The sequence below is a fragment of the Desulfoconvexum algidum genome, assembly GCF_055382125.1.
Genome location: NZ_AP042394.1, coordinates 2,015,682 through 2,038,336 on the forward strand (window position 1 = coordinate 2,015,682; position 22,655 = coordinate 2,038,336).

Below are 22,655 nucleotides of genomic sequence, written 5' to 3' on the forward strand. Positions count from 1 at the left end.
ATCCGGAAAGGTATCAAGGCCGTTCAAAAAATGCAGCAGGAAAAGGCTTTTCAGGGATAAATGCGGCTACGATATGAAATCATTCCCCAAAAGGTAATTACTAACACACGTCTGAGTCTTAAAATTCAAAAGACAGCTAAAAACCAGTAAAAAAATGAGATTTGAAAATCAAATTTCTTCAGATAGGGTTCATTTTTCATCAGGTTTTGATGAGGATCGGTCTAATTCAAAGCTCTTAGGGTGTAAGGAATAACTAATTTTTAAAATGAAGATCAATAAACGAATAGCAGCTATATATAGTGCAAGCACTTTTTTGAGATGTTTTGTTTTTGTCACTTTTTTCTTTTTATCGATTAGATCTGTTTTTGTCTATTTGAATTATCTTCCTGGAACTTTACAAATAGCTGGAATAATAGCAATACTGCTTTTTGTTGCTGTATGTTGGTGGAAAATTATCTGGATACTTTATCTTTTTGTTGCATTTATCCCTTTGATAAGCGGAGTCCAGGGCTTGGGTTTTCTTAAGTTTGCTCCTTTATTAAGTTTTGCATTTTCCATAATATATACAGCCTGGTTTTTAAAAAGATTTTTTTGGGATAGAAAAGGTTTTGTTTCACAAAACAAAATTAGTAATATTATTGATGTATTATCCGGTATTGTATGCCTCTCTATCATCGTTTGTTTATGTGAGTATCCATTAAATTTTTTAGTATATCGACTTAAATATGCCTCAATCGTTGGGCAGGAAGATCCTTTCTGGTTTATGGAAACCGGTTATAGAATACTTCAGGGGTTTTTCCTTTATAGAATTTTTGATCTTGAGATAAACAATAAAAGCGACCGGAAATATTTTATTCCATGCCTTTATTTCCATGCTGTAACCGTTATTGTTTTTGCTTTTGGACAACTGATATTTAACATGCCGGATCAAAAGGGGTTAGGGTCAATATTCTCACCTTTTCAGGACATTCATTCTTATGGTGGGTATGTCCTGATTCTCTTTTTCTTTGTGACATATCCTGCTTTAATGAAAAAAGACTATACAAAAAAGAAAATTTTGTTAGTTCTATCCCTTTTATTTTGTATTCTAATATCCGGGAGTACTGCAACACTTGTCTGGTTGTTGGCTGTTGGAGGTGTTTTAAGTTTAATTATTTATAGGAAAAAGAGAATAAATATCATTCTTGTAAGTATTCTCCTTTTTATTATTGTTGGCATTAATTTGTTCCCTTCAGTAGTTCCTAAAGGCGGTCATACTGCCATTCAAAGGTATGCTATACGCTTAAATTATTCGACTGCTTTTGGAAGGCTTGGTGGAAGGATCTCAAGTGGAGACCAGGCGCTTGGGATTATGAAAGAATTTCCCTTTACTGGAAGTGGTGTTGGCTCATTTTATAAAATATCACGCTATTATCATTTCAGTGATAAAGCGCATCCGAAAAGGGTTGAAAATGCGCATAACTATTATCTTCAATTTGCTGCGGAATTGGGAATTCCCGCATTAGTTTTGTTTTTTATGATTCTATTTCTAACATATAGGATCGGCTTTCACCCGTCAAAAAAAGGTTACATGAAAGGGCTATTATTTGGCTTATCTGCATATTTGCTTACCTTAATCACAGGGCATCACCTTATCTTATCAAATCAACAGTTTCTGTTTTGGTTTATCCTCTTTGTAATATCTTCTTCCCCAAATTTTTATTCAGTTGATTCTGATGAATATAAAAAACAAACCGTTAGCGTCCAATCAAAATACCTATCGGTAATTCTTTTTATCATGATTTTTTTAGTCTTTGCAGGCCATGCGTTGAATTTATTCTGGTTTCAAAAAAAAGTGCTGGGTTCGTATGGATATGGTTTTTATAATGAATATCAGGAGATAGGTGGTGACAGAATGCGCTGGACTATGAAAAACTCATTCATCAAAGTTCTTGCCATAACAGATGATTTTGGTTTTTCAATTTATACAGAACCTGAAAAATTTAGCTCTAACACCCTGAAAGTGAAGATATTTGCAAATGATAATCTTATTGACCAGTTGACATGGGAAAAAGAAGGCTTTAAACATAGATATTATCATATTCCTGGAATTAAAGGTAAATATCTGGAAATAAGGACCAGTGCAAATGATAGTTTCAATCCATATAAATCCAGCTTGAGTAACAATATTAAAGAAAACAGGGATCAGAGTGCTGCTATTACTGATATTTTTTTCTTTAGAATACCGATTTCAAAAGGGCTTAAAAAATGTGTTTTAGAGTAAAAAAAGAAGTAACAAAAGTTTTGAGGAGTGTGGTTTGTTCTTTATTTGTCATGTTGATTTTTTCATCAACACTTTACGCAGATTGGGAAATTTACAAAAAAGTTCAAATTAGAAACAGCCAAAAACACTATTTGCTGTTTGATACATCAAATGAAAAAAATATAGAAGTATGTTTTATGGTAACAAAAAATGATAAGGGAGTCTTTTCAAAAAAACTTCCCATATATAGAGTGGATAACAATGATATCCACCAGGTAAGCAAAGGGAAGGCTTATGCTGGCTTGAAGATTAGAAAGGGCAGGTGGATCAGGTGGGTTATTTCTGATGGTGAAAAAGCCTCAAAAGAATTAAAGGAGTTTATAAACGGCAAAGTGGTTGTGTTTCAGTATTACCGTGATGATGGGAAGATTATGGAAACCAGTTTTCCCCTTGAGGGTTTAAAAAAAACTATCTCCGCATTGACGGGTAAGCATCCCTAAATACCTCTGTACTGTCACAGATGGATAGCTTTCATATTTAATTAGTAGAATTTGAGATCTGTGTTACTCAAATTGATGTTGGAGAATGAATGAGTTTATTGGTTCTTGGTTTCATTATTGGAGGGATGGGTGCCTGGATGGCCTTAAAATACAGCCCTAAAATTGATATAAACGATATACTAAATAATAGAAGCTCCCATTCCCATATTATTCCCAAGGGCGGTGGGATAGGAATTTTAACAGCTTTTATTCTTTCTGCCTTTTTTCTGAACCTGCCTGCAAGTTTTTGGATGCCCTGTCTTATTATTTCATTGATAAGCCTTTTGGGGGATCGGTATGAGATATCCCCTGCGATTAGACTTTTTATTCACTTTGCCTGCAGTTTGTCTTTTTTAATGGGGTTCTATTTTTTTGATAAACCGTTGCTTACTGCCGGTCTGTTATCTATCCCCCTATCTTTTTTTATGACAGGCACGGCAAATTTTTATAACTTTCTGGATAGCATAGATGGTATAGCCGGGATTACAGGAGTTGTCGGGTTCTCCTTACTCGCACTATATAGTTGGTTCCTGGGGTCTTTTAGTCTTTATGGGGTGCTATGTGCCAGCATTGCTTTGTCATGTGTTGGGTTTTTGTTTTTTAATTTGCCGCAAGCAAAGGTGTTTATGGGGGATGTCGGCAGCATTCTGCTGGGTTTTCTTTTTTCCTGCTTGGTTCTTCTGTTATCTGAAAATGTTATTGATTTTTTTATAATGGCAGGTTTTCTCTTCCCTTTTTATTTTGATGAGTTGATAACAATGTTTGTAAGGCTTAATAAAGGAAACTCATTGTTAAGGCCGCACAGGATGCACATTTATCAGTTGCTTGCCAATGAGATGAAAATTCCCCATTAGAAGATTTATATGACTTATGGGACCATTCAGCTGGCCCTAGGATTTGCTATACTACTGCTCAAACCAAACGAATTTTATTTTGTTTGTGGAGCTGTTTTTACCCTGATTCCAATCTTTATTCGTAAAAAAGTTTATTCTTAATGAGAGTAAGAGTTTCCAGAAATTTATTCTGTGTTTTGGCAGTTGACATCATTTTGATATGCTGTTCGTTTTATTTTTCCCATCTGATTCGTTTTGATTTTATGATTCCTGTGTGGGCATGGGACAGATTTATTGATATTCTGCCATTTGTATTAATTATAAAACTTGTCAGCTTTTATTTTTTTGATTTATACAAGGGTATGTGGTGTTATATAAGCCTCACTGATTTGATGAATATCGTTAAAACCACCGAGAGCTTTGCGTGATTAGGATATTCTCCGGTTTTAGCATTTTGGGGAAAATTTTTCACACTTTTGATGCTGTGGGAGGCGGTCGGGCTATCAAATTTACGGCCATCCCGATGCTTGCCAGCTCAATTTTGCCTCCGTTTGAGGCTGTTTTTCCCGGATTTTTGAATCTGAGCGTACCTATCCATCTATACAGGAGTAACATTTAGTATCTTTGCCCCCTTCTTTAAATTGAAAGCAAACTGCCGGAACATTATATCGATGGTGTTTTTCAAAATTTTTGGAAATCGAGCCCTTTCTCCGTTGTCATGCAGATGGCTGATCCCGAAATACTGTTCAACTATGTACCGCAATTTTGAAATCGCTTTATTGCGCTCGATTTCTGTCTCAGTCAGTTTGGCTGTTTTAGAGTCTTTTCGCATGATGCCATCTTTAATCTTGTTTAAGGCAAGGAACCCGCGATTTGGAGCACCAGCGTATCCTTTGTCGGCATAAACTTTTTGGATTTTATCTTTCGTATGCATACTGGAAATAATAACCATAGGCAGATGAATGGAGTCATTCTGGGAAGAAGGCGTCAGATAAGTGGAAAGGAAAAATCCATTCTTGGTATCCACCGCCGAGTGTTCTTTGAGTCCAAAATGGGGCTTGTCATTTTTAACGGTCCAATTGGAATCAAGATCCCGGGAATATTTTTTCTTGTTGCCATTTCTATCCAACTTACCTTCAGGTGTCTCGGCTTTTTGGATAAGTTTTTTGAGTTCCTCTTGGGAAACAGGATGGCTTACCGATTTAACAAGGCGGGCATCTACAGCAACGCCTTTGTTTATGGACAGCCCGTGCTGATGGAGCTGCTTAAGAAGGGCGCTGTTGATTTTGATTATAGCGTTTTTCGGCAAGCGGCCGCGGAATCGTGAGAAGGTAGAATGGTCAGGAGACGGTTGATCCAAAGGCATTTGAAGAAAAGACTTAAAAGAGATCCGGTCATTGATCTGGCTTTCCAGCTCAGGATTAGATTTGATTCTAAACCATTTTTGAAGCAGGAGGCATTTGAATAGCAGCAATGGAGGATATGCTTTTTCCCCAGTCTTGGATTTACCCGGTTCATAATGTTCGATCAGGAGATCATGAACGGGTTGCCAGTCAATGGACCTTTCGATTTCACGCAGAAACAAGAGGTTCCGATTTTTGTCTGCGTAAGCTTGGATAGCGATGTCAGCAAAGGAAAAACCGTATTCGATCTTTTTGTATGCCATGATGCCTCCTGGGTTTGATTTTTATAACTGGAGTATAGCATAAAAAATGAATAATTTCAATAGTATATGATTGTTTTAGGTAGAAATATTGTGGGTGTCGGAGGTGAAAAATTCAGCTCGGCTACCGACCTGGTCCACCAAAAACACTATAGCCGTGCAAAGGTCTCACCTTGGATAGTACGCTTTGTATTATTGTCCTTGTTCTATACATCAACAGGTTCAAAGGCGTTTCCAGATCTGTTCTTATTATAGACTGGTGTTTGATTGTTCTTTCTTGTACAGGCCTGCGGATTTTTATCCGATTGTGTTTTGAACAATTTAGTAAAAAAATTAGCTTTAGCGATTTTTTTCAAGCAATGTTTCGAATATTTAAGAAAAGCGGTGAACAAAACACAGGTGTTACTATTATCGGCGCAGGAGATCTCGGGGGAGAAAATTTGTCGCGAGATTCGTGATAATCTGATTAAACAGTATTATGTGGTTGGTTTTTTAGATGATGATACCGCTAAACTTGGCCAGAAAATACATGGCATATCGGTTATTGGTAAAATTGAAGATTTAGAATATGTTATAAAGTCAACCGGCGCAACTGAAATTATCATTGCGATTTCATCTACGGGTTCTGAACGTATGAAGCAGATTGTAGACATCTGCAAGAAGTCTGAAATCAGTTTTAAGACGGTTCCCAATATGGGAGAATTGATTAATGGAAGGCTAACTGTAAATTCAATAAGAAATGTTGAATACAGGGATCTTTTAGGCAGAAAGCCTGTTGTTCTGGACAAAGAGAAGATAGGAGAATATCTGGGAGAAAAAATCTGTTTTGGTGACCGGAGCAGGGGGGGCGATTGGAAAAGGCTTGTGCTGGCAGATATGTAGATATGCTCCCGGAAATATTATTCTATTTGAAAGGGCCAACCCCCCCCCTATATGAAATCGATTTAGAGCTCAAAGAAGAGTCTAGGCAAATAAGAATTATACCGGTTCTCGGAGATATCCAAAATAAAGAAGAGCTTGATAAAATCTTTGAAACATACAAACCTGAAATAGTTTTTCATGCTGCTGCGTACAGGCATGTCCCCATGATGGAGGCGCACCCATGGAAAGCGGTCCAAAATAACATTGTCGGTACACGGAACCTTGTTCAAATTGCCGGTAAACATTATTGTGATAAATTTGTGTTTGTCTCAACAGGTAAAGCTGTAAATCCAACCAATGTAATGGGTGCCAGCAAGCGAATATGTGAAATGATTGTTCAGAATAACGCCGGTTCCTCCAATAAAATAAAAACAAATTTTATTACGGTAAGGTTTGGCAATGTTATAGGAAGTGCCGGCAGTGTGATGCTTCTTTTCAAGAAGCAGATAAAAAATGGTGGTCCGGTTACGGTAACCCATCCGGACATAATCAGATATTTTATGTTGATTCCTGAAGCCTGTCAGTTGATACTCCAAGCTGGAGCCATGGGCAATGCCAATAAAATTTTTATTTTAAAAATGGGGAAACCTGTAAATATTAGTGAGTTAGCAAAGGATTTGATCAGATTCCTCGGATTTGAACCGGATGTTGACATCAATATTGAATATACCGGTCTAAGACCCGGGGAAAAACTTTTCGAAGAACTTAGAATTGAAAATGAAAATGTGGTTTTAAATGAGCATGAAAAAATAATGATTTTAAACAGCAGGGAAATTAATAAAAATATATTAATAGATGAAGTTGATACGTTGATTGATCTTGCTGAACATAGAAACGAGAATGAGATAAAAGCACAAATAAAAAGAATATTACCAGAATATATGCCTTCTAATAAATGGTTGGCTATTTTGTTAACCCCAAGTCAGATGGCAGCAGGAAATTTATTTGTTTTTATATGAAATACTGAGTAGTCTTAAGAAGCAGATGACAGCATGCAAAGGAAGGAGATAGGGTAATAAGTAGTGAAAGTTTCCATTATTACAGTAACATATAATTGTGAATCTACGATTGAAGATACCATATTATCTGTTCAAAATCAGGATTATCCTGATACAGAGCATATTATTATCGACGGGGCTTCAACGGACAGGACCATGGAAGTTATTGCCAAACATCAGGCGAAAATAAAATATTATATTTCTGAACCGGACGGCGGCCCCTATCAAGCCATGAATAAAGGGATAAAATGTGCAACAGGTGATATTGTCGGAATCTTGAATGGAGATGATATTTATTTTGATCATACTTGCATATCCACTGTTGTGGATGCTTTTTTGGAAAAAGGAGTTGATGCTGTCTGTGGAAATCTTGTATATGTTTCGCCCCAAAATTTGAATAAGGTGGTTCGGTTTTACAATTCAGAAGGGTTTAAACTCCATCTATTTTCCTTTGGAATGATGCCGGCTCACCCTGCTTCTTTTATTTCACGGCAATGTTATGAAAAATACGGAGGTTATAGGGAGACCTATAAAATTGCTGCAGATTTTGAACTTTTGTTAAGATTTTTAAACGTCCACAGGGTAGCCTATTGTTGTCTGTCCAAAACTTTGGTCAAAATGCGGACAGGGGGGATCAGTACCCAGAATTTGAAAAGTAACTGGATTCTGAATAAAGAAATTTTGAAAGCCTGTAAAGAAAATAACATTCGTACAAATATTTTCAAAATATTTTCAAAATATTTTATTAAAATCTTTCAGTTGGTTCAACGGCCAACAAAAAAATGAAAACCTTTCTAATAAAAGGGATAGCCGGATTTGTTGGTCGTGAAGTTTATCGAACCCTTAGCAAAAACCATCAGATAATCGAATTCAATCGGCAAGTTTTTTCGGATTTGGATATCAAGTGCCAGGTGAATGGGAACATAGAAATGAATATGGGCGCAATTTGGATGAAAGGGTTGTAGAATATCCATGGGTATATTCCCGCTTGTCAAATAAGGCAGACTCCTTTCTTGATGCCGACCCCGCTCTGTATTTTGATTATTTATTAAGTCTTTCGCCCATTGCTGAAGCGGATGTTACCATTTGTGCGTTGGCACCGGAGAAACGCTGCTATTGGAAGCAGTCTGTTTCATATTTTTTTGACGATCCGAGAGCTATGAAATTTGGTATAGCTTTATTTGATAAGCTTATCAGCATTTTCACCATAGAACACATTGGACTGGGCAATACAATGTTGTATACAGGTGACCGCACCAACTGTGAACAAGATACATCCGGGTATATTTCGGCGGTCCAGGAATTTCGCTGGGCATTGAAAAAAGGAGGGGCTTTTTTGATGTTCAGGAAAATCGGAATTTTGATGCGGATAAAGCCGCCGCCACCCGGGGTGTTTCCTGCTTGCATTTGATCGCATAAAAAATGGTTCAAGTATTAACCAATATTGTTTAGGATTATTTCCGTGGCAAATATTAAAAAGCAACTTATTCAAAATTACCAGAAACGAAAGCACTGGTATGGTCATAATACATTTCAGGAGCAGGCTGAAATATTTGATATCGAAACCGGCAGGGCAAATATAAAAAAAGAAGATTTCCTTTTGGAAATCGGATTTGGTGAAGGCCTTTTTCTTGACTGGGCCCGGGAATCGGGTTTCACTATTACCGGTGTTGAGATTAATCCTGATTTTTATACGCTTGCGAAAGAAAGGGGCCATACGGTTTATCTGGGGGATGCTAAAAGGGTCCTTCACGGGTCAGATAAAAAATACAATGGCATTTTTCTCTTTGATGTGCTTGAACATCTCACTATAAAAGAAATATCGAGTCTATTTGATTTGTTCCAGACAATCCTTGGGGAAAATGGAAAAATTCTTGTACGCGTCCCCAATGGCGGAAGTCCCTTCGGCAGATACTTACAGTACAGCGATGCAACTCACCTAACGGTTTTGACCCCATCAAAAATTCAGGATATGGCATTGCTTTCAGGATTGGAAGTAAAAGGGATATACAATGGCGCGAGGACCCAAAAAACCGGTGCCCATAAAAATTGGATACTAAAATGGATCGCCTATGGCGTTAGGGATTTTATCCAATTGGTGATTGGGTATTTATACTATGGTGAAAATATACCCCTGGACCCAAATCTGACCGTTGTAATGGGTCATGTTTCTGAGGAAGAATAGAATTTATTTTTTTAGAAAAATACTTGATGAATTGACAAAAGATAAGAAGATACTCTCCAACTTTTTTATTCAAGGATTGGGAAAATCCATCGGGAGTTTCCTTTTTTTTATTTTCTTAATGGTGTCTGCCCGGGTTTTAGGGGCCCGGGAGTTTGGGGTTTTTTCGTTTTCACTGAGTGTCTGCTATCTGTCTTATACGGTGATGAGTTTTGGATTGGATCATTTGGCTGTAAAGTGGGTGGCGCGAAAGAATTTTGAAAGATTTTCCTCTATTGCCGTAACCAACCTTGGTACCACTTTGTTCGGGTTTTTTCTGATCGTCACGGCCTCTTTCTTTTTTGACAGACATATTTTCTGGACCCTAAATATTTTAGGGATTGGATTTTGTTTTTTTTCAGTCAATACCATTATTTTTAGTTATTTTAGAGGCCTTGAAAAAATGAAATTTGAGTCGTTTGTTATGGTGGGGCAACGGCTGGTTTTATTGTTAACAAGTTTTGTGCTCTTATATATTAACAAATCAGCCCCTGCTATTTCCATTGCATTTTCATTGAGCCTTTTTTTAGCATCCCTGTCTGTTTGGGCGATTATACATAAAAAAAAAATAAATCTGATTCAAAACAAGAGCGTCACATTTAAAAAAGACAAAATAGTTTCTGTCTTGAAAGAAGCGTTCCCATTGGCGATTGTGAGTGGTTTGAGTATTATTTATTATCGAATTGATTCGGTGATGATAGCAGGATATTGGCCCATGGAGGATGTGGGGATTTACAGCGGCGCTTATATGGTCATAGAAGGGGTTATGTTGCTGGTAAGAGTTATTATGGCAGCAACTTTTTCGAGGTTGGCACAATACGGGAATACCTCCGATATAAAATTTTATGAACTGTACAAAAAATTACTGGTTTTGCTGATCACCCTTTCTTTGATCCTTTGTGCCATTATGTATGTTGGCGGTGAGTTTGTCTTTGATTTGTTTCTTGGAAAAGAATACCAAAACAGCATTGGTGTCTTTTATGTCCTCTTGCTGTCGGTTATTGCGCTATATCCCGGAACCATGGTAACCCAGGCGTTAATCGCCATAGATAAACAAAAAATCTTTATGTACATAGTCCTGGCTTGTACCATCATTAACGTTCTATTAAATTTTATATTTATCCCTCAATATGGTATCAAAGGCGCTGCCTGGTCCACGGTTGTAACGGATATCATTTTAACCCTTGCTGGTATGGCATATTGCTCGGTGTTTTTTAAAAAAAGGATAAGATCCGAATGCGCATAGGGTTAAACCTTCTTCACATGCATGATGGCATCGGCGGGGTCTGGAGTTATGTCGAAAATTTAATTTCTGCATTGGGTGAGCTGGATAAACAAAATACATATATTGTTTTTGTAACCCGTCATAGCCAATGCCTGGTCCCGGATCAGAAAAATTTTCAAAAAATTGTAATCAATATCAATCCATTAAACCCATGGTGCCGGATTCTGTATGAAAACACTATTCTTCACTACGATGGCTGGAAGTATAAAATTGATTGTTTTCATTGGTTTGCCAATGTGGTTTCCTTGTTTTCAGTGGTTCCTGGGTTGGTAACAATTCATGATCTTCTCCCTTTGCGTAACCCCGGTTCCTATTCCAGTATTAAGCATTTATACTTAAAAATAATGCTAAATATTTCAGCCCAAAGGGCAAAAGTAATATTACCGGTTTCACATGCGACTGCTTTAGATGTCATTCAGATTTTGAAACCGAAAACAGACAAGTTGCATGTTTTGCCAGTCATTATAAATGATACATTCAAACCCTCTCAAGGGGGTGAGATAAAAAAATTTAAAAATAGATATAAGTTGCCGGATAAGTTTTGGTTGTATGTGGCAAATTTTTATCCCCATAAAAATCATACCCGTCTGATTAACGCCTATGCAGATTTGAAAAAACAAGAAGGAGCTCCATGGCCGTTGGTTCTAAGAGGGGACTCGGGCCAAGATACCGGGACAACAAAGGCGTTAATCAAGGCTGAAATAAAAAAATTCAATTTAGAGAAAGATGTGATCTGGTTGCCCCGTCTTGCTTCTTCTGAACTGCCGTTGTTATATTCCGGTGCAAGTGCTTTGATTTTTCCTTCTTTGTTTGAAGGTTGTGGGATTCCTGTAATCGAAGCGATGGCATGTGGATGCCCGGTTGCTGTATCGGATATTGAAGCCGTTAAGGAATTCGCAGGTGAGGCGGCTTTTTTTTTTAATGGAAAAAGTATCAGCAATATTTGCAGTGCAATGGCCAATCTGCAAAATGACAAGGGTCTTAGGGGTAAATTAATCAATAAAGGAATAGCCAGGGCCAAATTTTTTTCTGGGAAACAGATGGTTGAAAAATTATTAGTCGCCTATAAAGATGCGGTTTCCTGAGTATCTGCTTCCGGTAATATAAATTCTTGTTTTAAAAAATTGTCTTTATCCTATAAAGTTGCTGTGCTGACAGGTCTGATGATGGCGATCTTGCGTATAGTGATAGTTCCTGCCGGATGGATATTTTCTACGGTATTATTGTTTTCGTGCGTTGTATTAATTTTAGGTGTTTCACGGTCTATCCCGGATGAAATCCGTGGGGTAATCAAGTTTTGTGTTCACCATCTATCTGTATGTTGAACCATTTCGATTCTGACAGGTTCAAGTTGGGAAAGATCATAGCAGATTGGGGTTTGATTGATGTCTATTTTAGATGGTTTCCTTTTATTCCAATTCTCATGAACAACAGACTGAATGAATTTTAACTCATTGGGGGGGATGGTTCTCGTCCTGATGACTAACGCTTCCATATAAAATGTATGGCAAATTAAATTTCCAGACGCCAGTAAAAAATGAAAATTGTGGATTTTAAGCGGCTTTTGCAGTATTAAACAACCTTATTTACTTGCGTTGGCCCTGAGTGGCCATCGGGGATTTTTGACAAAAGGCAAAAAAGCATTTACGTCTCCTTAGTTTTAAGTGCTTTTTTGTGGCTTGAAATTGATTAAACAGAAGAGATTGTCGTGAGTTGGTTCGGTTCGACCTCGATTGTCATTATATCAAATATTAATTAAGTAGAGTTAGTCCTGATGATTCAATTGATCCGGTTGTTCCATTCATGAAAGAAATAATTCAGGTAAAGCGCTTTTACGATCGCTTTAAAATTTACATTCATAATACCTCATGGGTAATTGGTGAAAGATTTATTACCATAGCTTTAGGTTTTTTTGTCACAGTACTGGTTTCAAGGTATCTTGGTCCAGAAAAATATGGTGTTCTTTCTTATGCTCTTTCTTTATCAGCGCTTTTTGCTACAGCTGGGCATATGGGATTAAGTGGACTGGTTGTTAGGGAGATTGTAAAAAAGCCTCAAAAGATTACTGAAACACTTGGGACCAGTATTGTTTTGAAAACCTTTGGTATTTCCCTTGGTGTTATTTTTTTACTTCTTTATGCGGTGTTTTTTGAAAGACACCAGAGTCAAGATTTTTGGACGATTGTGGTTATTAGTACATCTCTTTTATTTAGACCCCTCAACGTTATAGTCTTTTGGTTTCAATCTCAGGTTCAGATTAAATATGTAGCCACAGCGCGTTTTGTTTCTTTTTTAATCGCAGCTGTCGTAAAAATAATTTTGATATATATTGGGGCTGAACTGCTCTTTTTTGCGTTTGCTCATTTTCTTCAGGTTGTTTTCTTAAGTATTTTTTTAATTGTTGTTTATCAAGCTAAAGCAAGCATATCAATTGTTTTATGGAAGTTTAGTTTCAGTCGGGCAAAAGAACTTCTGTGCGAAGGTTGGGTCGTTATGCTCGGGGCTCTATTTTTTACAGTTTATATGAAAATGGATCAAGTCATGTTGAAATGGTTTGTCGGTGCAGGAGAGGTTGGTATTTATTCGGTCGCTGCCTCGATTTCTGAAGCTTGGTATTTTTTACCAACTGCTATTGTTGCGTCGATGTTTCCAAAGCTTATTAAGCTTAAAGAAAGTGCACCCCGTCGCTACAATCGCCGGTTGCAACAGATTTTTGAAATACTTTTTGTGATTGCTTTAATTGTCGCTTTAATTATGGCTTTCATGGCAAAGCCATTGATTGGTTTTTTTTTCGGGGTTAAATATTTGTCGTCAGCTCCCATTCTGTCTATACATATATGGGCAGGGCTGTTTGTTTTTATGCGAGCGGCATTCAGAAAGTGGATACTAATTGAAGATGCACTGATGTTTTCTTTAATAACCCAAGGGTTTGGAGCGTTTGCAAACATAGGTTTGAACCTGTTGCTTATCCCAAGCTATGGGGGCAAAGGAGCAGCAATTGCAACACTATTATCCTATGCTATGGCATCTTATTTTTCATTATTCTTTTTTAAAAAAAGCCGTCCAGTCTTTTGGATGATGAGTAAGGCTATGCTTTCGCCGGTTCGTTATCCATATCTCTATGTGAAATTAAAGTTGTCATGATGAATCAAAAGCCAGATATATCCATCCTAGTTGAGCAGCATTTATGTAATAGTTGTGATGTATGCTTTGTCGCCCGCAACCAAGGTACAATAACTTATGTTGAAACAACGGGAGGATAGCTTTTCCCGAAGACAGACCAAGCAGTTTGTACCCATTGCGGTTTATGCTATGAATATTTATATAAGAAAATCAGTATCAATGCCAAAGAAAAATCAAAGTTATATTCATGGAATAACCGCGCTATGAATACAAGCTGATGGGCAACTGATAAGTTAACTGGGGATGGTTTTTTTGCGGGTGGATTAAACCTAATAATTATTTTTATAACCTTGTTAGGTTTTTATTTTATGGTTACTTTTTTCACTGCTCTTGTGCTGCTCAGAGGGCAGTGTCTTTTTTTTAAAAAGGTTATTGAAAATTATGAGTGATAATGTGGGCGAAGGCGAAATGTTAAAAACTATTGGTCTAGTTGATAGGCTTTCTATTGAAGTGAAAACCAACGGTTTAAAACTTTGCCACTGGAAAAGTAATCAACGTCTTGCACTTTCAGTCGAAGGTAAAACAGACCTGGATATGTCTATACCGTCTGACCAAGAGACTGAGTTTAGGTTGATTCTATCTCGTCTTGGGTTTGTTGAGTTCCTTTCTCGACCATGGAATCGCTATGTTGGTGTGTCTGATTGGTTGGGGATGGATTCTTTAACAGGTACAATGTTACACCTTCACCTTCACACCCGATTGCTGACAGGACTGAAAGCAGTAAAAGAACAGGACTTGCCGTGGTTGGAGATGATGAATGAATCAATGTATTTGGATCCTGAAACTGATCTTTATATCCCGCAAAGAGCTTTTGAAGCGCACCTCCTTTTAACCCGTGAAGCAATCAAATCCCTCAACATTAGGGGCAGGCTCATCAGTTTGCATGACAGGGTGCCTGTTTCAAATGAAACACGTAACGAGATGCGTTGGTTGTTAGATCAGTGTTCTTTGGATGAACTTAATGGATGGGGGGAACGACTTTGGGGTGCTGAATGTTGGGCGCGGATGCAACCATTTTTTTCCAATATAAATTTATGGGAAGAGAGAGCTTTTCTTCAGTTGCGCAAGGAAATTGCTGAGTCGCTATGTTCTCACCGTTGTGGAAATTTTGTCAGTAATAGCTCTAAGTTTATTTTGATGCGTGCCTTAAGCTATGTGCATAGTATTCGTGCTCGATTGATAGGGACTACTCCTTCAGGGAAACATATGGTTGCCAGCCGTGCTCCAATAATTGCTGTCGTTGGTAGTGATGGTGCTGGGAAGAGTACTGTGATTACGGATCTAAGACGGTGGCTGTCATGGAAAGCAGATGTTTGTTCAATTTATTTTGGGACTAACCACAGATGGTTTCGAACATTGAGACGTCTGTTATTGCCATTGACTGGCAAAAAAAAGATCAGTAGTGATGCAAAAAAAAATAGCTGTCCGGAGCCATCTACGAGATCAATGTTTCCTGCGTGGTTACAGCCTTTTAAATGGGCAATTATGGCACGGGTCCGACTCCATCTGTTGCGTAAAACTCAGATTTTATCTAAACAGGGAACGATTGTTCTTGGAGACCGTTATCCACAGTCTGAAGTTTTTGGAATTTTTGACGGGCCTTCTCAACCGAACGCTTCGGGTCTTGGCTTCCTCGGGAAATGGTTGCAACAATATGAGCACTATTGTTATAAATGCATGTCAAAAATCCATCCTGATTTAATAATCAAGCTTGTCGTGCCATTAGATGTTGCTTTGGCTCGTAAACCTGATCATGCTCCTGAATTAATTGCCGAGAAAATAAATTTAACGCGTCGTTTGAAGTTTGGCGGAGTGACAACGGTTGAAGTTGATGCTTCTCTCCCTATAGAGACAGTCCTTTTGGAAGTTCGGAATCATGTTTGGGACGTTGTGAGTCGAATGGCGAAGGAATAATATGTCTTATCTCGAATTTATGGGGCCACCAGGCAGTGGTAAAACAACGGAAGCAAGAAAGATGTTGCTGAACGATTCAACTCTTGCCGTCGGTCGGCGTAGCCTGATATTGCCAACTTCGCGCATCCACGTCGACGGGCTCGGTCTGCCTCCCGATGGATTTAAAATGTGGTTTCGGCTTGCCTTGATCTTACCGTATGCCATGATATTGGGAGCTCAATTCTGGGTTGATACTAAAAACTTCCAATTGGGTTGGTCAATGGGTGTGCTACTAATGAAATCTCGTGTTCTTGCTGCTAGTCCACTTAGTTGGGTTGTGGATCAAGGTTTACAGCAGAAAATTTTAACAGCTCTTGCACGGGGGTATCTAAGTGTAGGGTGTGCGCGTAAGTGGAAAGTAGTTTGTCTGTCAGGGTTATGGGGACCAAATCGGGTTATTGTAAAGACCCTTAATCATATAGAGTTAGTATCAAGAGTTAAGCATTCAGAAAAGCACCTACGTCAATGTGGTTCGCTATCCCCCGAGGAATATGTTGAAAAACATCTTTCTGCTTACTCTCAGTTGTCATCAAATTTATGAAAATAATGAATGTAATATTTTGTGTTGCAGCGCAATATTTACGATTGATTGGAAACCAATGATGGATGATGGACGTAAAATAAGAGTTGTTCATGTGATTACTGGTCTGAATCAGGGCGGTGCAGAGGCAATGTTGTTAAAACTTTTGCCGGGGTTGCAATTGAAAATGGATGTGTATGTTATTTCATTGATAGATGAAGGCGTTCATGGGGAAAAGATTGAGCAGATGGGTGTTCCGTTATACTGCCTGGGTATGCAGTCGAAGTTCTTGCTGTTTACGGTATGGCGATTACGTGAGGTTTTAAAGCAGATCCAACCCGATGTGATCCAATGCTGGATGTATCACGGTAATCTGGCGGTAACGATTGCATCTATGTTGTCAGGGCTCAAACCGATTGTGGTCTGGAACATTCGGCACTCACTTTCTGATTTGTCCCTTGAAAAACCCATGACCCGCCAGGTCATTCGGGGAAATCGGTTTTTATCTCAACGGCCGGATATCATAATTTACAACAGCAGGGTTTCACGCAAGCAGCACGAGCATTTTGGTTTCTTTCCTGTGAATGGGAGGATTATCCCCAACGGGACTGATTTAAGGCTTTTTGCTCCTTCAGAGGAAATACGACGGAGAGTTAGGTGTGAGTTGGGTATTCCCGAGGATGTGTTAGTTGTTGGGCATGTTGCTCGACTGCATCCCATGAAAGATCATAAAGGTTTTTTACGTGCAGCCGTAAGTGTTCTCATTCGTCATCCGGGCGTTCATTTCCTATTGAGTGGCCGGGATGTATCGTTTGATAATAAAACCCTGGCGGATGTTGTACCAGATGGGCTTCGTAATCAGTTTCACCTGTTGGGTGAGCGTAACGATGTGAATGAGCTGATGACTTTAATGGATGTATTCTGCCTTAGCAGCGCATGGGGGGAGGCATTCCCAAATGTTCTCGGCGAGGCAATGGCTACGGAAATCCCATGCATAGCCACTGATGTCGGAGATTCCTCAATTGTGCTGGGAGATACCGGTTTTATCGTTTCACCCAAAAACTGTGAAGCGTTAGCTGATAAAATTATGTTTTTATTAAAGCAAAGCAAAGACTACAGACAAATGCTTGGGAAAAAAGCAAAACAAAGAGTCGTTGAAAATTATTCTATAGAAAATATAACCAAACTATATGAAAACATGTATGTTGAACTGATTGGAAAATAAGATGGGAGAACTTTTTTTAAGTTTTAAAATAATGCAATGAAGGCGTCTCAGGAAAGAATAATAAAAATTATTTATTTTATAACAGAAGATTGGTATTTCTGGTCACACCGCCTTTCAATTGCAAGGGCGGCAAGAGATGCCGGGAATGAAGTTGTTATTGTTACAAGGGTTAATAAGCATAAAGACCGTATCGAAAGTGAAGGCTTCAGGGTTATTCCAATTCATCTCAAAAGGCGGGGATATAATGTTTTCAAAGAGTTGGGTTCTCTTGTGGAAATCATTCGAATATATTACAAGGAAAAACCGGATATTGCCCATCATGTTGCAGTGAAACCGGTTCTTTATGGCTCAGTTGCGGGTTTGATTGCGCGTGTTCCTTTTGTTGTAAATGCGCTGGCCGGGCTGGGTTATATCTTTGTCAACAAGGGGCTTAAGGCATCATTTGTCAGATATCTTTTTGTTTTGGCATATAAAATTGTTTTTTATTCAAAGTCAACGGTTGGTCTTTTTCAAAATCCTGAAGATCAGGCATTTTTTATTTCAGCAGGTATTGTCGAAAAAAAAAGGACAGAATTAATAAAAGGGTCGGGGGTTGATCTGGTATTGTTTGAAATAACACCAGAACATAGCGGAACCATAACAATCATTTTTGCTGGAAGAATGCTTTGGGATAAAGGCATTGGTGAGCTGGTGGATGCATCAAGAATACTGCATTCTAAAGGGTTAAAATTTCGTATTGTCTTGGTCGGTAAGCCGGATACGGAAAATCCCAGGTCAATTCCGAAAGATATTCTGAAAGGCTGGAATGGTAACGGCGTCGTTGAATGGTGGGGATATCAGGAGAATATGGCCGAGGTGTTATCCAAGGCCCATATTGTTGTATTGCCTTCCTATCGAGAAGGCGTGCCAAAATCGCTTATTGAGGCGGCTGCCTGTGGTCGCCCAATCGTCGCAACCGATGTTCCGGGCTGCAGAGAAATTGTTCATGAAGGGCAAAATGGGTTTTTGGTACCAGCCCAGGATGCCAAATCATTGGCCGATGCATTGGAAATATTAATCAAAGATTCAGCGTTGCGAAAGGGTATGGGAAAGCGGGGAAGAGAAATGGTGGAAGAAGGGTTTTCTGAAGAAATTGTTGTTGAAAAAACCATGAAATTATATCGAAAAATACTCGGTAAATAAATGAAAAAAATTTTAATAACCGGCAGCGCAGGTTTTATCGGACAAAAATTGTGCGCTGTTTTTACGGATAGCTGTCATATAATTGCGTTTAATCGTGCGGTCGCTTCAAATTTGGAAGAATATTTTGGTTCAATTAAAGGGAACCTTACAGATACTGTTTTATTAGAGAGTACTTGTAAAAAATATCGACCTGATATTGTCATCCATTGCGCCGGCATTGCACATCAAAAAATTGGACGTATTGATGCTGAAGAATATTTCAGGGTAAACAGCCTTGCCACTGAAAATTTAGCAAGAGCTGCAGCTGCAGCAAATTCTGATGTGAAATTTATATTTTTATCCTCCATATCAGTGTATGGTGAAGGGAAGAGCCAATACCCCGTATCGGAAGATGTCACATACAATCCTTCGAGTGATTATGCGAAAAGCAAGGTTGATGCTGAAAAACGTCTGGTCAGGATGTATGATTCAGGTGAATTAAAAAAGCTTGATATTTTACGTCTGGCACCTGTTTATGATGATGGATGGGCTTTGAATCTGGAAAAAAGGGTGTTTGCGACTAAAAAGTTGGTATATATGAAGTTTGGATCAGGTGAGCAGGAAATGTCGGCTGTTTCAAGGCGTAATCTTGTTGATTTTATCGAATACAGGTTGGGCCTGGAAGCTGATGGGAAAATTGAGGAGAATGGGTGCAATATATTTAATGTCTGTGATGAAAAACCCTATAAGTTCGAACAGATCATCAGGGTTTTTAAGCAATCTGAATATTATCCAGGTCGACTTGTCCTAAGAGCCCCATTGGGCCTGGTGTGGATAGCCACCCGGCTGGCTGGATTAATATTAAGAAATAAACGTTTATGGCTTCATTCCTGTTATGATAAACTGGCATATAGTCTGGTTTTTGATAATAAAAAAATGCTTGGCACTGGATTTAAACCAAAACATAATTTAGAATCTGTTTTTTTAAAATGAGGGTGGTTATTGTTTGATGGTATTTTTAATTAGTTTTTTTCTGGGTGCTTCATTGGCATGGCTTTTTATGAAATATGGGAGAGCAATCGGAGTTGTCGATGTTCCCAATATTAGAAGTTCGCACCATGAAGCAATCCCTAAAGGCGGCGGCATTGGCGTTCTGGTTGTCTGTATTTTTTATAGCCTGCAAGCGGGGATACCTGTATATCTTTGGCTGCCTGCTTTCGTGATATCATTGGTCAGCCTGTGGGGTGGAGATCTGCATGGCCTGACTGTAAAGAAAAGGCTTATTATTCAGTTTTGCTGCAGCATGGTTTTTGTGGTTTTTTTCCTGTATTCAAAACAGGTCTCCTCCAATATTTATCTTTTATGCGTGCTGATTTCTATTTTTATTGTTGGCACGTCAAATTTTTATAATTTCATGGACGGAATAGACGGGATCGCAGGAATTACAGGTGTGGTTGGGTTTTCACTGCTTTCATATTACAGCTATATGACAGGGACAGGTGCTATATATGGGGGGCTATCGCTGGCACTCGCTTGTTCGTGTCTTGGATTCCTCTGCTTTAATTTGCCCAAAGCAAAAGTATTTTTAGGCGATGTGGGAAGTGTTCTTCTGGGTTTTTTATTTGCCTGTATTGTTGTGATTTTGTCAAAAAATATTACAGATTTTCTTGTATTGACAGGGTTTCTCGCTCCTTTTTATTTTGATGAAATTTTTACAATGATTGTAAGAATCAAAGATGGAGACTCTTTAACCGTTGCACATCGAAAGCATATTTATCAGTTGCTGGCCAATGAGCTTGGTGTCAGCCATTGGAAAGTTTCTCTGGCGTATGGGGTTTCACAGATGCTGATGGGGTTGTCTTTTATATTTTTACAGCCAAAGGGATTTTCTTTTATGATGTTGGCGTATCTGGTTTATAGCTTGATATTTGCCTGGGTTTCAATAAATATTCGGAAAAAGGTTTCCATCAAATGAAAATAAGAATATCCCGGAATCTGTTTATTATCATCCTATTGGATATTGTTTTGTCGGTTGGCTCTTTTTATTTGGCACATTTGATTCGGTTTGATTTTATGATTCCAAATTGGGCCAAAGAAAAATTTATTGAAATGCTTCCATATGTACTCGTTGGAAAACTTTTTTGTTTTTATTTTTTTGATTTATACAAAGGAATGTGGCGGTATACAAGTCTTAATGATTTGATGAATATTGTCAAAGCGGCAACAGTATCAACCTTTGCACTGATTGTCTTTATTCTTTTTAAAAACAGGTTTGAAATGATTTCCCGGTCTGTTTTTATAATCGACTGGTGCCTGACGATCATGTTGCTGATCAGTTTGAGGATTTTCACCCGGTTGTGTTTTGAACAATTTACCGAGACTATCCGGTTTAAGGACCTGTTTAATGCGGTCTCGAATATATTTCGAAAAGGGAAAGGCAAAGGAAAAGGGGTTCTCATTATCGGTGCCGGGGATTGCGGTGAAAAGGTGTGCCGGGAATTTCGGGAGAACCCTTCGGTTCAGTCCCATGTGGTGGGGTTTTTGGATGATGATGTTGCTAAAATCGGCAGAAAAATACATGGGATATCGGTATTAAATATAATTGATTCGCTTGAACACACTGCCAAATCCATGGACGTTAGTGAGGTTATCATTGCCATCCCCTCTGTAAATACGACACGCATGAGAATGATTGTTGATTTATGTAAAAAAGCAGAGGTTAATTTTAAGACAGTTCCCAATATGGGAGAGTTGATTGATGGGAAAATCAGCATCAGCGCCATAAGAAATGTCGAGTATAGAGATCTTTTGGGAAGAGACCCTGTCAATCTGGATAAAAAGGAAATCGGGAACTATCTTGGCAATAAGCGCGTTCTTGTCACAGGGGCTGGCGGTTCCATCGGAACAGGTCTTTGCCGACAGATTTGCAGATATTCTCCTGAAAAAATAATCCTTTTTGAAAGAGCGGAAAGTCCGCTTTATGAAATAGATCTTGAGCTCAAAAAAAGTTTTCCCGGTGTCGAGGTCGTGCCGATTCTCGGAGATATCCAGAGTAAGAAGGAATTATATAAAATATTTGAGCAGACAAAGCCGGATATTGTATTCCATGCCGCAGCATACAAGCATGTTCCCATGTTGGAACAACACCCTTGGAAAGCCGTTGAAAATAATATTGCAGGAACCCAGAATCTGGTTGAAATAGCCCATAGTTTTAATTGTGAAAAATTTGTTTTTGTTTCGACGGATAAAGCGGTAAACCCGACAAGTGTCATGGGGACAAGTAAACGGATCTCTGAATTATTAGTGCAAAATATGAATGATGCCCAGGGGTCAAAAACAAGTTTTATTACGGTAAGATTTGGAAATGTTATTGGAAGTGTTGGCAGTGTCATCCCTCTGTTTAAAAAACAGATCAAGGATGGCGGGCCTGTCACTGTAACCCATCCTGACATAATACGATATTTTATGCTGATCCCGGAAGCCTGCCAGTTAGTCCTTCAAGCAGGTGCCATGGGAAAAGGCGGTGAGATATTCATACTCGAAATGGGGAAACCTGTTAAAATAGACAATATGGCCCGGGATTTAATAAAATTTTCAGGGTTTGAACCTGATGTGGATATTAAAATTGAATATACAGGGTTAAGACCGGGTGAAAAATTGTATGAAGAGTTGATGACGGATCAGGAGAATGTTATCTCCACCGAGCATCGAAAGATTATGGTGCTCAATAGCAGGGAAATCGACATGAGTTCGTTGAACGGAAAGCTTGAAAGATTAAAAGATGAGTCTAAGAAGAGAAGCCATGATACGATTAGAACTTTGCTAAAAGAAATTGTTCCGGAATATGACCTTAACCCTCCAAAGGCATAAAGTGGTATCTGGATACAAAATATATTAGGTGCTCAAGGAGT

The 22,655-nt window shown here is 38.6% G+C and carries 20 protein-coding genes; 19 read left to right on the forward strand and 1 reads right to left on the reverse strand.

Going from position 1 to position 22,655, the window contains the following annotated elements:
* The first annotated feature begins 265 nt into the window (after positions 1 to 265).
* From ACZ45G_RS09275 to ACZ45G_RS09285, 3 genes are all read left to right on the forward strand, one after another.
* Complete coding sequence (locus tag ACZ45G_RS09275; RefSeq protein WP_464177303.1) at positions 266 to 2,263, forward strand: O-antigen ligase family protein; 1,998 nt, start codon at positions 266 to 268, stop codon at positions 2,261 to 2,263.
* Positions 2,248 to 2,742 carry a hypothetical protein gene (locus tag ACZ45G_RS09280; RefSeq protein WP_464177305.1) on the forward strand — a complete coding sequence of 165 codons (495 nt, stop codon included), beginning with the start codon at positions 2,248 to 2,250 and terminating at the stop codon, positions 2,740 to 2,742. Before ACZ45G_RS09275 ends, ACZ45G_RS09280 begins: the two co-directional genes overlap by 16 nt.
* A gap of 89 nt (positions 2,743 to 2,831) precedes the next feature.
* Positions 2,832 to 3,635 carry an MraY family glycosyltransferase gene (locus tag ACZ45G_RS09285; protein ID WP_464177307.1) on the forward strand — a complete coding sequence of 268 codons (804 nt, stop codon included), beginning with the start codon at positions 2,832 to 2,834 and terminating at the stop codon, positions 3,633 to 3,635.
* Between the two features lie 577 nt (positions 3,636 to 4,212).
* Here ACZ45G_RS09285 and ACZ45G_RS09290 read toward each other — a convergent pair.
* Positions 4,213 to 5,280, reverse strand: a complete 1,068-nt coding sequence (locus ACZ45G_RS09290) for an IS5 family transposase (protein ID WP_464177309.1) — start codon at positions 5,278 to 5,280, stop codon at positions 4,213 to 4,215.
* A 264-nt stretch (positions 5,281 to 5,544) separates the two neighbouring features.
* Between ACZ45G_RS09290 and ACZ45G_RS09295 the strand changes: the two genes are divergently transcribed.
* From ACZ45G_RS09295 to ACZ45G_RS09370, 16 genes are all read left to right on the forward strand, one after another.
* Positions 5,545 to 6,159 (forward strand): nucleoside-diphosphate sugar epimerase/dehydratase, encoded by a 615-nt coding sequence (locus tag ACZ45G_RS09295; protein ID WP_464177311.1) that lies wholly within the window; start codon positions 5,545 to 5,547, stop codon positions 6,157 to 6,159.
* Entirely contained in the window at positions 6,140 to 6,214 is a 75-nt protein-coding gene (locus ACZ45G_RS09300; protein ID WP_464179911.1) for a hypothetical protein, read from the forward strand. Before ACZ45G_RS09295 ends, ACZ45G_RS09300 begins: the two co-directional genes overlap by 20 nt.
* On the forward strand, positions 6,186 to 7,157 hold the full coding sequence (locus tag ACZ45G_RS09305; protein ID WP_464177313.1) for a polysaccharide biosynthesis protein: 972 nt from the start codon (positions 6,186 to 6,188) through the stop codon (positions 7,155 to 7,157). Before ACZ45G_RS09300 ends, ACZ45G_RS09305 begins: the two co-directional genes overlap by 29 nt.
* Positions 7,158 to 7,220: 63 nt before the next feature.
* Positions 7,221 to 7,982, forward strand: a complete 762-nt coding sequence (locus ACZ45G_RS09310) for a glycosyltransferase family 2 protein (protein ID WP_464177315.1) — start codon at positions 7,221 to 7,223, stop codon at positions 7,980 to 7,982.
* A 118-nt stretch (positions 7,983 to 8,100) separates the two neighbouring features.
* Entirely contained in the window at positions 8,101 to 8,607 is a 507-nt protein-coding gene (locus ACZ45G_RS09315; RefSeq protein WP_464177317.1) for a hypothetical protein, read from the forward strand.
* A 51-nt stretch (positions 8,608 to 8,658) separates the two neighbouring features.
* Complete coding sequence (locus ACZ45G_RS09320) at positions 8,659 to 9,381, forward strand: class I SAM-dependent methyltransferase (protein WP_464177319.1); 723 nt, start codon at positions 8,659 to 8,661, stop codon at positions 9,379 to 9,381.
* A gap of 31 nt (positions 9,382 to 9,412) precedes the next feature.
* Positions 9,413 to 10,663 carry a flippase gene (locus ACZ45G_RS09325; RefSeq protein WP_464177321.1) on the forward strand — a complete coding sequence of 417 codons (1,251 nt, stop codon included), beginning with the start codon at positions 9,413 to 9,415 and terminating at the stop codon, positions 10,661 to 10,663.
* A 17-nt stretch (positions 10,664 to 10,680) separates the two neighbouring features.
* Complete coding sequence (locus ACZ45G_RS09330) at positions 10,681 to 11,787, forward strand: glycosyltransferase family 4 protein (RefSeq protein ID WP_464179913.1); 1,107 nt, start codon at positions 10,681 to 10,683, stop codon at positions 11,785 to 11,787.
* A gap of 718 nt (positions 11,788 to 12,505) precedes the next feature.
* Positions 12,506 to 13,846: a flippase gene (locus ACZ45G_RS09335; RefSeq protein ID WP_464177323.1), complete on the forward strand. Its 1,341-nt coding sequence runs from the start codon at positions 12,506 to 12,508 to the stop codon at positions 13,844 to 13,846.
* 420 nt (positions 13,847 to 14,266) lie between these two features.
* Positions 14,267 to 15,799 carry a nucleoside/nucleotide kinase family protein gene (locus ACZ45G_RS09340; RefSeq protein WP_464177325.1) on the forward strand — a complete coding sequence of 511 codons (1,533 nt, stop codon included), beginning with the start codon at positions 14,267 to 14,269 and terminating at the stop codon, positions 15,797 to 15,799.
* 1 nt (position 15,800) lies between these two features.
* Positions 15,801 to 16,379, forward strand: a complete 579-nt coding sequence (locus ACZ45G_RS09345; protein WP_464177327.1) for a hypothetical protein — start codon at positions 15,801 to 15,803, stop codon at positions 16,377 to 16,379.
* A gap of 58 nt (positions 16,380 to 16,437) precedes the next feature.
* A complete protein-coding gene (locus tag ACZ45G_RS09350) occupies positions 16,438 to 17,583 on the forward strand; it encodes a glycosyltransferase (RefSeq protein WP_464177329.1) in 1,146 nt (381 codons plus the stop codon).
* 36 nt (positions 17,584 to 17,619) lie between these two features.
* The gene (locus tag ACZ45G_RS09355; protein ID WP_464177331.1) at positions 17,620 to 18,765 is read left to right on the forward strand and encodes a glycosyltransferase family 4 protein; all 1,146 of its coding nucleotides are present in this window, start codon (positions 17,620 to 17,622) and stop codon (positions 18,763 to 18,765) included.
* Positions 18,766 to 19,737 carry an NAD-dependent epimerase/dehydratase family protein gene (locus tag ACZ45G_RS09360; protein WP_464177333.1) on the forward strand — a complete coding sequence of 324 codons (972 nt, stop codon included), beginning with the start codon at positions 18,766 to 18,768 and terminating at the stop codon, positions 19,735 to 19,737.
* A gap of 16 nt (positions 19,738 to 19,753) precedes the next feature.
* Positions 19,754 to 20,719 carry an MraY family glycosyltransferase gene (locus ACZ45G_RS09365; protein ID WP_464177336.1) on the forward strand — a complete coding sequence of 322 codons (966 nt, stop codon included), beginning with the start codon at positions 19,754 to 19,756 and terminating at the stop codon, positions 20,717 to 20,719.
* Positions 20,716 to 22,614, forward strand: a complete 1,899-nt coding sequence (locus tag ACZ45G_RS09370; protein WP_464177338.1) for a polysaccharide biosynthesis protein — start codon at positions 20,716 to 20,718, stop codon at positions 22,612 to 22,614. Before ACZ45G_RS09365 ends, ACZ45G_RS09370 begins: the two co-directional genes overlap by 4 nt.
* Positions 22,615 to 22,655: the final 41 nt, after the last annotated feature.